The organism is Variovorax sp. HJSM1_2, assembly GCF_049316285.1.
GTDB lineage: Bacteria > Pseudomonadota > Gammaproteobacteria > Burkholderiales > Burkholderiaceae_C > Rhodoferax_B.
The window spans coordinates 176,119-187,536 of the sequence record NZ_JBMOXA010000003.1 but is presented as its reverse complement, the minus strand read 5'-3'; the positions used below and the strand labels follow the sequence as shown (position 1 = coordinate 187,536).

Genomic DNA, 11,418 nt, shown 5'->3' with positions numbered 1-11,418 from the left:
ACGTGTACTCCATGGTGGCTAGTGCGCGGGCGCAGAGAAGCTTGCGTCAGGCTTGACCTTGCGCAGCAGTTGCAGCATGTCCGCCTCGATGCGGTGCAAGGCTTGCTCGGTTTGGCCCTCGAAGCGCAGCACCAGCACGGGCGTGGTGTTGGAGGCGCGCAGCAGGCCAAAACCGTCCGGCCAGTCGACGCGCAGGCCGTCAATCGTGTTGATTTCAGCGGGCGCTGCAAAGTTGGCCAAGGCCACGGCCTGGGCCACCAGCTTGGGCGGCTCACCTTCGGCACAGGCGACGTTGAGTTCCGGTGTGGAAAAGCTGCTCGGCAAGGCGTTGAGCACCACATTGGCGTCCGGCGAACGGCTGACAATCTCCAACAAGCGGGTGCCAGCGTAGGTGCCGTCGTCAAAACCGAACCAACGTTCCTTGAAGAAGATGTGGCCGCTCATTTCGCCGCCCAGCGGTGCCTGGCCACCGGCGGCTTCGATTTCGCGCATCTTGCCCTTGATCAGCGAGTGGCCGGTCTTGAACATCAGCGGCTGGCCACCAGCCTCGCGGATCGCGGGCGCCAAGCGCTGGGTGCACTTCACGTCGAACAAAATGGTGGCGCCCGGCACACGTGTGAGCACGTCTTGGGCGAACAGCATCATTTGCCGGTCGGGGTAAATATTGACGCCTTCGCGCGTGACGATGCCCAGGCGGTCACCATCACCATCAAACGCCAGGCCGAGCTCGGCGCCGCTGGTTTTCAGCGCCGCAATCAGGTCGGCCAGGTTTTCCGGTTTGCTGGGGTCGGGGTGGTGATTCGGGAAATTGCCATCCACTTCGCTGAACAGCTCTATCACCTCGCAACCAATGGCGCGCAGAATGCCTGGTGCCGAAGCGCCCGCAATGCCGTTGCCGGAATCGACCACGATCTTCATCGGACGCGCAAGCTTGATGTCGGAAACAATACGTTGGGTGTAGGCCTGGAGCACATCGGCTTGGCGCACTTGACCACCCGCCTGCTCTTTCCAGGTCTCGCCTTCCATCATGCGGCGGATGGCCTGGATCTCTTCACCGTAGATGGCGCGCCCCCCCATGACCATCTTGAAGCCGTTGTAATCCTTGGGGTTGTGGCTGCCCGTGACCTGGATGCCACTGCGGCACAGCGTGCTGGCCGCGTAGTACAACATAGGCGTGGTCACCAAGCCGACGTCTATGACCTCAATGCCCACCGAAGCCAGGCCACGGATCAAGGCGGAGCTGAGTGAAGGGCCGCTCAAACGGCCATCACGGCCCACCGCCACGGTCTTTTCGCCTTCGGCCAACGCGATGGTGCCAAACGCTTTGCCAATACCTTCGGCCACGGCCTCAGTGACGGTAGACGGCACGATGCCACGAATGTCGTAGGCTTTGAAAATGGAAGCTGCAATCTGCATGGAACAATTCCTGTCGGTCAAATGAGAAGGCAGCCTGGTTCAGGTTGCCGGGATTGTAAACACTGTCGTCTGACGAAATCACACGATTCAAACAAATTCAAACCGCCTTTGCGCCGGACAAAATGGATTGGTAAAGCTGCATGTACTGCTTGGCCGCAGTCCCCCATGAAAAGTTCTGCGCCATCGCGTTTTGCTGCAACTGGGCCCAGCGCTCGGGTTGACGGAAGACTTGCACCGCGCGCTCCATGGCGCCGGCCAATGCGTTTGGCAGCATGGGGCCAAATTTGAAGCCTGTAGCACCTGGTGCACCGGCGGCGCCTGGCGCAGCATCGCCCGCATCCACCACGGTATCGGCCAGTCCGCCTACATGGCGCACCACCGGCACCGTGCCATAACGCAGTGCATAAAGTTGGGTTAAGCCACAGGGCTCGAAACGTGAAGGCACAAGCATAGCGTCAGCGCCAGCAATCATGGTGTGGGCAAACGCCTCGTCATAACCTAGGCGAACGGCGATACGGCCAGGATGGGCTTCGGCGGCGGCGGTAAAGGCGGCCTCCAATGTGTGGTCACCACTGCCCTGCACCGCCAGTTGCGCGCCCATGGCGAGCAGTTCGGGCACCACGGCCAACACCAGGTCCAAACCCTTTTGCGAGGTGAGGCGGCTCACCACGCCAAACACCGGCGCCTTGGCATCCAGCGTCAAGCCCAGGGCTTTTTGCAAGGCGGCCTTGCAGCGCGCTTTGCCAGCCATGGTTTTGGCAGAGCCGGCGGAGTAACGCGCGGGGATGTAGGCGTCTGTCGCAGGATCCCAGATGGCGCCATCCACACCATTCAGAATGCCGGAGACCTCGCGGCCACGCGCCCGGATCACACCGTCCAAGCCGCAACCAAATTCGGCCGTGGCGATTTCAGCCGCATAGGTGGGGCTGACGGTGGTCACGCGGTTGGCGTACTTCAGCCCGGCCTTCATGAAAGAGACCTGGCCGTGGAACTCCAGACTGGTGGGCATCATGTAGCGCGAAGGCAAGCCGAACAGCGGAAAGTCGCCCGGTTCAAACAGGCCTTGGTAGGCCAGGTTGTGCACGGTGAAAACGCTGCCCACGCTAGACGCCGGATTGGTGCTGACATAGGCACACGCCATGGCCGCGTGCCAATCGTGTGCATGCACCATATCGGGCAGCCAGGCTGGATCGAGTTCACCCGCCGCCAGGTGCGCCGCCACCCAGCCCAAGAGGGCAAAGCGTTGCGCGTTGTCTGGCCATTCCTGGCCGTTGGCGGCCTGGTAAGGGCTGCCGGGCCGGCGGTACAGATACGGTGCATCGATGACATAGGCTTCAACACCGCTGCAGCTCAGCACACCTTTGCGCAAGGTGACCCGGGCCGCACCAAAAACAGCCCCGATCTCGCACACCACCTGGCTCTTGTCCAGGCCATCCAGGATCGCCGGCATGCCGGGCAACAAAAGCCGCACGTCAGCGCCTTCAACCAGCAGTGCCTGAGGCAAGGCCCCCAACACATCGGCCAGCCCCCCGGTTTTAAGCAGGGGAAAAATCTCAGCGCCAACTTGCAATATCTTCATTCTTACAACTTTGCCAGCATGGCTGGCGTAACCAGGGTGATGCCATTCTCGCTCCTATAAAAGCGCTTGGCGTCGGCTTCGGCGTCTTCACCAATCACCATGTCGGCGGGAATGTCGCATCCACGGTCGATCACCGCGCGGGTGATGCGTGCCCCCCGCCCTATGTTCACATCCGGCAGCACCACAGACCAATTGACCGAGCTGTAGGAATGCACACGCACACCGGAGAACAATACCGAACGGAATACCTGCCCCGAAACGATGCAGCCGCCCGACACCACGGACTCTATGGCCATGCCTCGGCGGTCTTCCTGGTTATGCACAAACTTGGCCGGTGGCAACTGGGCCTGGTAGGTCCAGATCGGCCATTGGGTGTCGTACAGGTTGAGTTGTGGGTCGGTTGCCGTCAGGTCGATATTGGCATCCCAATAGGCGTCTATCGTGCCGACGTCGCGCCAATAGGGTTCATCTCCCTCTTTGTTCGGCACGAAGCTGAGTGCAAAGGGATGGGCTGTGGCACGGCCTTCGCGCACGGCTTTAGGGATGATGTCCTTGCCGAAATCGTGGCTGGAGTTTGCATCGGCCATGTCGCGTTCCAACTCGGCATACAGATAGTCCGCATTGAAGATGTAGATGCCCATGCTGGCCAGGGCCATATCCGGGTGGCCCGGCATCGCCGGCGGGTCGGCTGGTTTTTCCAGGAAGTTGGTGATCAAGCTGTTTTCATCAACGGCCATCACGCCGAACGCCGTCGCCTCCGCCCGTGGCACGGCAATACAAGCCACCGTGCAGTCACGGCCCTTGGCCACGTGGTCGGCCAGCATCAAGGCGTAGTTTTGCTTGTAGATGTGGTCACCGGCCAACACCACGATGTAATCGGCACCGTAACTTTCAAGAATGTCGCGGTTCTGCTGCACGGCATCGGCGGTGCCGCGATACCAATGTTCATTGTCGTTGCGCTGCTGTGCCGGGAGTAGATCGACGAACTCGTTCATCTCATTCTTGAGAAACGCCCATCCGCGCTGCAAGTGGCGCAACAAACTGTGAGACTTGTATTGCGTGATCACACCCACGCGCCGTATGCCCGAGTTGAGGCAGTTTGACAACGCAAAATCGACGATGCGGAATTTGCCACCAAAGTAAACCGCGGGCTTTGCGCGCCTATCCGTCAGGTTCATCAAGCGGCTGCCGCGCCCCCCGGCCAAGACCAGCGCAATGGCGCGCTTAGGCAAATCCAGGCTTTGAGCCAGGTCGTTCGTTTTCATGGTCGCCTCCAGTTTTGAACACCCACAACATTGAGCACAACAATCTTAATCAAATGAGACTGAACACAGCTGCATGCAGATGACGCCATGCAAGAATTGGTTTGTGAAGTTTGCATACATCGATTCAAAGCGCCTTGGATATGGCATAACACCTGCATAGACTGTTCTGCGAATGCCCGCCACACCTTACGTTGGCATTTAGCCGACCCAAGCTGACGATACGCAAAAAGGAATTCATGATGACGCCAACGCCGGCCCAAACCCCTGACCTCCAAGAAAAAATAGCGCAACAACTTGTGACCACGGTGGGCGTGGCGCCCCAAGACGCCACACTCACCGACATGATGCAGGCGGTATCGCAAGTCGCGCGCCAGCAGTTGTCGCAACGTTGGGTCAGCACACAGGCCCAGCAACATTCGGACAAAACACGCCGCGTGGTCTACCTGTCCATGGAGTTCTTGATGGGGCGCACGCTGTCGAACGCATTGGGTGCATTGAAGCTGCGCGGCCCGGCGGCTGATGGACTGCAACACTACGCGCAAAAACTCGAAGACGTGTACGAGCGCGAAGCCGACGCGGCGCTGGGCAATGGCGGCCTGGGCCGTCTGGCGGCGTGTTTTCTCGACTCCATGGCTTCCCTCGGCCTGCCTTCGTTTGGCTACGGGATTCGCTACGAATACGGCATGTTTGCGCAAGACATCCAGAATGGCGCCCAGATCGAACACCCCGACCCGTGGCTGGAAGACGGTACGCCCTGGGAGTTCCCACGTCCACATATCACCTACCCGGTGTATTTCGGCGGTTGGGTCGAACACGTAGACGGCAAGCCGCTATGGCGCCACGCCGGTGAAGTTGCCGCCAAAGCCTACGACATGGTGGTGCCTGGCCACGGCACCGAAAAAGTCAGCACGCTGCGTTTGTGGAAAGCCACCGCCCCGGCGCACATCGACTTGAACGCGTTCAACACCGGCGACTACGCCCGAGCCGCCAGCGCCAAGAACGAATACGAAAACATCTCCTGGGTGCTCTACCCCAACGACAGCACACCCGCCGGGCGCGAATTGCGACTGAAGCAGGAGTACTTCTTCGTCGCGGCATCGATTCTCGATCTGGTACAGCGCCATTTGAGCGAACACCCTTCTCTGCTGAACCTGGCCGACAAGGTGGCCATACACCTGAACGACACCCACCCCGCCATTGGTGTGGCGGAACTGATGCGGGTGTTGTGCGACGTGCATGGCATGCCCTGGGATACCGCCTGGGCCATCTGCCAAAAGACCTTTTCCTACACCAACCACACCCTGATGCCCGAGGCTCTCGAGACCTGGCCCGTGGGCTTAATCCAGCACGTGTTGCCGCGCCACCTGGAAATCATCTTCCGCATCAACAAAGAATTTCTCGACGAAGCCGCGGCACACCGCCCGGGCGACAACCAGTATCTGGCGCGTTTGTCCTTGATAGACGAGACTGGTGAACGCCGCGTGCGCATGGCCCATTTATCGATTGTCGGCAGCCACAAGGTCAACGGGGTGTCGGCCCTGCACTCCGATCTCCTGGTGCAGACCATCTTTGCCGACTTTGCCAGCCTTTGGCCCCAGCGTTTCACCAACATGACCAACGGTGTGACCCCGCGCCGCTGGCTGGAACAGGCCAATCCACAGTTGTCCAGCTTGCTGGACAACACCCTCGGTACGGGCTGGCGTGCAAATCTGGATGAACTGCAGAAACTGCGTGAGCATGCCCAAGACAGTGCCTTCCAAAAGTCCTTTATGGACGTAAAACGCGCCAACAAGGTGCGTCTGGCAAAGCTGATCGAACGCAGCACCGGGGTGGTCGTCAACCCCGACAGCCTGTTCGACGTGCAGGTCAAGCGCATCCACGAATACAAGCGCCAGTTGCTCAATGTGCTGCACGTGGTGACGCGTTACCAGGCCATTCTGGCCAACCCCCAGGGGCCGAATGGCCAGGGCTGGGTCCCGCGCACGGTGATTTTTGCGGGCAAGGCGGCCTCGTCGTACCACACTGCCAAGTCCATCATCCGCCTGATCCACGATGTCGGGCTGGTGATCAACAACGACTCGCGTGTAGCCGACCTGCTCAAGCTGGTGTTCATTCCCAACTATGGTGTTTCGGTTGCCGAGGTCATCATGCCCGGCGCCGATCTATCCGAGCAAATCTCCACCGCCGGCACCGAAGCCAGCGGCACCGGCAACATGAAGCTGGCCCTCAACGGCGCGCTCACCATTGGCACCGACGACGGCGCCAACATCGAGATCCGGCAAAACGTCGGTGATGACAACATCTTCATCTTCGGCCTCAAAACGCCGGAAGTGCAGGCCTTGCGCCAGCAGGGCTACCACCCCATGCGTTACTACGAGGAAGTGCCGGGCCTGAAGCCGGTGCTGGACGCCATCGCCGGTGGCCAGTTCTCGCCTAGCGAACCCGGCCGTTACCGCGCGCTGGTGGATTCACTACTGTGGGGTGGCGACCACTACCTGCTGCTGGCCGACTACGCCGCCTACGTGGCCGCGCAGCACAAGGTGGACGTGTTGTACCGCGAGCCCTCACAGTGGTGCGCCAAAGCCATCAGCAACGTGGCCGGCATGGGGGTGTTCTCGTCCGACCGGACCATCCGTGAATATGCGCAGCAAATCTGGCACATAGAACCGCAGAAGTAACCAGCCCTGTTGCGCTGCGGCCTTAACCGCTGCAGCGCGTTCCCGCCGAGACCGCGCTTGAAAGAAAAAGAGTTTGGGCCATGTTGACATCTCACGAGATTGATCTGATTCGTACAGCCAGCCACGGCGATGCATTTGCGGTTCTCGGCCCACATCTGCAGCCAGGCGGACGGGTGGCGATACGCGCCTTCCTGCCTACGGCTTTGGCGGTCGAGGTGCTGCACCCTACAAGCGCGCAACTGCTGGGCAACCTGAGCCGTGTACACGCAGACGGGGTCTTCGACGGTGATTGCACCTTGTCCGCCCCCTACCACTATCTGCTGCGCATCACCTGGCAAGGTGGCAGCGTCACCACCGAAGAAGATCCGTTTCGTTTTGGCCTGGTGCTCAGTGCAACAGATCTGTGGCTGCTTGGTGAAGGCACACACTTGCGCCCTTACGAAGTCCTGGGAGCCCATCCCACCACCATTGATGGTGTGGTGGGCACATGTTTCGCCGTCTGGGCGCCCAATGCCAGCCGCGCCAGCGTGGTCGGTGACTTCAATTTCTGGGACGGTAGGCGCCACCCCATGCGCAAACGCGCAGAGCGCGGCATTTGGGAATTGTTCTTGCCCGGCGTCACCGCGGGCGCACGCTACAAATTCGAACTGCGCGCCGCCGATGGCCATGCCCTGCCGCCGCGTGCCGACCCTTACGCCCGCCAGGCGGAACTGCGCCCCGCCACCGCCAGTGTGGTCGCCGCCATGCCCGCGATGGTGCCAGCCAAGGCCGAACGCCAAGCCGCCAACGCGCTGGGCGCACCGATCAGCATTTACGAGGTGCATCTGGGCTCGTGGCGCCGCAAGGTCGAAGACGGCAACCGCTGGCTGGATTGGGACGAACTGGCTGAAACACTGATCCCCTACGCTGCAGGCATGGGCTTCACCCACCTGGAGCTGCTGCCCATCAGCGAGCATCCGTTTGATGGCTCCTGGGGCTACCAGCCCGTCGGCCTGTATGCGCCGACGGCACGTTTTGGCACACCCGAAGGTTTTCAACGCTTCGTCGCAGCCTGCCACGCCAAAGGTCTGGGGCTGATCCTGGACTGGGTGCCAGCGCACTTCCCCACCGATGCCCATGGCCTGGGCCAGTTCGACGGCACGGCACTGTATGAACACGCTGATCCACGCGAGGGCTTTCACAACGACTGGAATACGCTGATCTACAACCTCGGCCGCACCGAGGTCAGCAACTTTCTGCTCGGCAACGCCTTGTACTGGCTGGAGCGTTTTGGCGTCGATGGCTTGCGCGTCGATGCCGTGGCCTCCATGCTCTACCGCGACTACAGCCGCCCGGAGGGCGGCTGGATTCCGAATGTCCACGGCGGCCGCGAAAACCTGGAGTCGATTGCCTTCCTGAAACGCATGAACGAGGTGCTGGGCAAGGAACGCCCCGAGGCCATGACCTTGGCTGAAGAGTCCACCGCGTTCCCGGGCGTGTCGCGCCCCACCTATGCCGGTGGCCTGGGATTTCACTACAAGTGGAACATGGGCTGGATGCACGACACGTTGTCGTTCATGGCACGCGACCCGCTGTACCGGCGCTACCACCAGAACGAAATGAGCTTCGGCCTGGTCTACGCGTTTGACGAAAACTTCGTGCTGCCGATTTCACACGACGAGGTGGTCCACGGCAAAGGCTCGCTGCTGGGCAAAATGCCCGGCGACCGCTGGCAAAAATTTGCCAATCTGCGCAGCTACCTGGGCTTCATGTTTGCCCACCCGGGTAAAAAACTGCTGTTCATGGGCTGCGAGTTTGGCCAGGACAGCGAGTGGAACCACGACCAAAGCCTGCCTTGGCATCTGCTCACCGACCCACAACACGCGGGTGTGCAGTCCCTGGTGCGCGACTTGAACCACCTGTACCGCAGCACACCAGCCTTGCACGAACTGGATGGCCGGCCCGAAGGCTTCGAGTGGATAGAACACAAGGACGCTGAAAACTCCGTGTTAAGTTTTGTGCGTCGCGGCAATACCCCAGGCAGCCACATCCTGGTGGTGTGCAACTTCACGCCCGAGGTGCGGCACCACTACCGGCTGGGCGTGCCTGCAGCCGGTGAATACCGCGAGCGGCTCAACACCGACTCGCACTTTTACGGCGGCAGCAATGTCGGCACACCCATGGGTGTTGCGCGCACCGAACCCGTGGCCTGGCATGGACGGCCCCAGTCCCTGCTGCTCACACTCCCGCCCTTGGCCACCGTGGTGTTTGAATGGACGGATCTGCCAGCATGACCCTGCCCACGCGCACCCAGCCCAAGGGACTCGTACTCAAGGGGCTCACGCCCAATGTGCCCGCCATGCAGGTGCTGAGCCTGCAGGCCGGTCAACCGTGGCCGCTGGGCGCACATTGGGACGGGCACGGTATCAATTTTGCGGTGTTCTCGGCCCATGCCCAGGCCCTGGAGCTGTGTGTGTTCAGCCCAGATGGCAAAACCGAAATCGCCCGCGCCAAGTTGCCCGAGCACACCGGTGACGTATGGCACGGCTTTTTGTCCGGCGCACAGCCGGGCCTGATCTACGGCCTGCGCGCCTACGGTTCTTGGCGGCCCGATCGCGGCCACCGGTTCGATGCCTCCAAGTTGTTGCTCGACCCCTATGCCCGCGACATCGTTGGCAGCTTTGTCTGGGGCGATGAACATTTCGCCGGTGAACCCGAGCACTTGCAGCACGTGGAAACCCGCAACAACGCGGCCACAGCCTTGAAGGCCCGCGTGGTGCACGATGCCTATGACTGGGGTAACGACACCGCGCCCCATACGCCACTGGCCAGCACCGTGTTGTACGAGTTGCATGTCAAAGGTTTCTCCAAGCTCAATCCGCAGTTGCCTGAAGCTCTGCGCGGCAGCTACGCCGGGCTGGCCCATCCCGCGTCCATCGCCCACCTGCAGCGTCTGGGCGTGACGGCCGTGAGCCTGCTGCCGGTGCATTTCAAGGTCGACGAAGAGCGTCTCCACAGCCTGGGCCTCACCAACTACTGGGGCTACAACTCGCTGGGCTTCTTTTGTGTCAACCCTGCGCTGGCCAGCGGCCAGAACGGCCGCAGTCCGCGCGACGAGTTCCGCGACATGGTCCGAGCGCTGCATGCTGCCGGCCTGGAAGTTTTTCTGGATGTGGTCTACAACCACACCGCCGAATCCGACCACACCGGACCCAACCTGAGCTTTCGCGGACTCGACAACGCCAGCTACTACCGCCTGCAAAGCGACAACCCGGCTTTGTACGAAAACAGCACCGGCACCGGTAACACCGTCGACATCCGGCATCCGCGCGTGCTGCAAATGGTCATGGACAGCCTGCGCTACTGGGTCAGCGACATGCATGTGGACGGCTTTCGCTTCGACCTGGCTCCGGTGCTGGGACGTGGTGACCATGGGTTTGAGCGCAACGGCGCGTTTTTCACAGCGGTAGCGCAGGACCCGGTGCTGTCGCGCGTGAAGATGATCGCCGAGCCCTGGGACATAGGGCCCGGCGGTTACCAGGTTGGCGGCTTTCCTCGCGGCTGGCTGGAGTGGAACGACCACTTCCGCGATGGCATGCGCAGCTTCTGGGTGCTGGGCGCCCTGCCGGGCGACAGTGCTCCCGAGGTCGCCAACCGTGGCAGCTTCGCCATGCGCCTGTGTGGTTCGTCCGACCTGTACCAGTTACGTCAACGTGCGCCCAGCGAATCGGTGAACTACGTGGTGTCGCACGACGGCTTCACCCTGCTCGACCTGCTGAGCTACAACGAACGCCACAACCAGGCCAACGGCGAAAACAACCGCGACGGCCATAGCCACAACATGAGCTACAACTGCGGCGCAGAAGGCCCCAGCGCACAGCCAGAAGTACTCGCCCTGCGCGCCCGCCTGCAGCGCGCCCTGCTGGCCACCACCTTGCTGGCCCAGGGCACACCCATGCTGGCGGCAGGCGACGAGCTGGGCCACAGCCAACAAGGCAACAACAATCCCTACTGCCAGGACAACGCCACCACCTGGATAGACTGGAGCCAGGCCGACAGCGATCTCGTGGCCTTCACTGCGCGGGTGTTGTGGCTGCGCCGCAAAGCGCTGCCATTTGACAACCGCTGGTACAGCGGCCACCCCGACGTGCGCGGCCTGCACGACCTGGCCTGGCTGCAGGCCGATGGCACACCCTTGCAGGGCGACGCCTGGGCGGCGCCACACAACCGCTTACTGGGTTGCCTGATTGGTCGCCCGGGCCGTGCGGCGGCACCGCTGCTGCTGCTGGTCAACGCCGAGGCGCAGCCACAGGACTTTCTGCTGCCCGCCGGCGTATGGCAGGCCGTGCTCGACTCCAGCCACGCCTTGGGCCAGGCCAACTGGCATGGCCAGGGCGAAACCCCTTACAGCGTGCCCGCCAACAGCCTGGTGCTGCTGGCCGTGGCGGGCGCCGATCTCACGCCGCCGGCAACTCTTTAATCCTTGCTTGAAATCGGTGAT

The 11,418-nt window shown here is 61.7% G+C and carries 6 protein-coding genes; 3 read left to right on the top strand and 3 right to left on the bottom strand.

From position 1 onward, the window contains the following. Positions 1 to 18 precede the first annotated feature (18 nt). From ACFQ95_RS04990 to glgC, 3 genes are all read right to left on the bottom strand, one after another. On the bottom strand, positions 19 to 1,416 hold the full coding sequence (locus ACFQ95_RS04990) for a phosphomannomutase/phosphoglucomutase (RefSeq protein ID WP_422829713.1): 1,398 nt from the start codon (positions 1,414 to 1,416) through the stop codon (positions 19 to 21). A 97-nt stretch (positions 1,417 to 1,513) separates the two neighbouring features. Beyond that, the gene (gene glgA / locus ACFQ95_RS04985) at positions 1,514 to 2,995 is read right to left on the bottom strand and encodes a glycogen synthase GlgA (protein WP_422829712.1); all 1,482 of its coding nucleotides are present in this window, start codon (positions 2,993 to 2,995) and stop codon (positions 1,514 to 1,516) included. 2 nt (positions 2,996 to 2,997) lie between these two features. Continuing rightward, positions 2,998 to 4,260, bottom strand: coding sequence for a glucose-1-phosphate adenylyltransferase (gene glgC / locus ACFQ95_RS04980; protein ID WP_422829711.1), 1,263 nt, complete (start codon positions 4,258 to 4,260; stop codon positions 2,998 to 3,000). Positions 4,261 to 4,496: 236 nt separating this feature from the next. On the opposite strand from glgC, the gene ACFQ95_RS04975 reads away from it, so the two are divergent. The 3 genes from ACFQ95_RS04975 to glgX all read left to right on the top strand — a co-directional run bounded on the left by ACFQ95_RS04975 (position 4,497) and on the right by glgX (position 11,397). Further along, positions 4,497 to 6,938 (top strand): glycogen/starch/alpha-glucan phosphorylase, encoded by a 2,442-nt coding sequence (locus tag ACFQ95_RS04975; protein ID WP_422829710.1) that lies wholly within the window; start codon positions 4,497 to 4,499, stop codon positions 6,936 to 6,938. A gap of 80 nt (positions 6,939 to 7,018) precedes the next feature. Then, on the top strand, positions 7,019 to 9,211 hold the full coding sequence (gene glgB, locus ACFQ95_RS04970) for a 1,4-alpha-glucan branching protein GlgB (protein ID WP_422829709.1): 2,193 nt from the start codon (positions 7,019 to 7,021) through the stop codon (positions 9,209 to 9,211). Continuing rightward, on the top strand, positions 9,190 to 11,397 hold the full coding sequence (gene glgX / locus ACFQ95_RS04965) for a glycogen debranching protein GlgX (protein WP_422829708.1): 2,208 nt from the start codon (positions 9,190 to 9,192) through the stop codon (positions 11,395 to 11,397). The genes glgB and glgX overlap by 22 nt, the downstream gene beginning before the upstream one ends. The last annotated feature ends 21 nt before the right edge of the window (positions 11,398 to 11,418 follow it).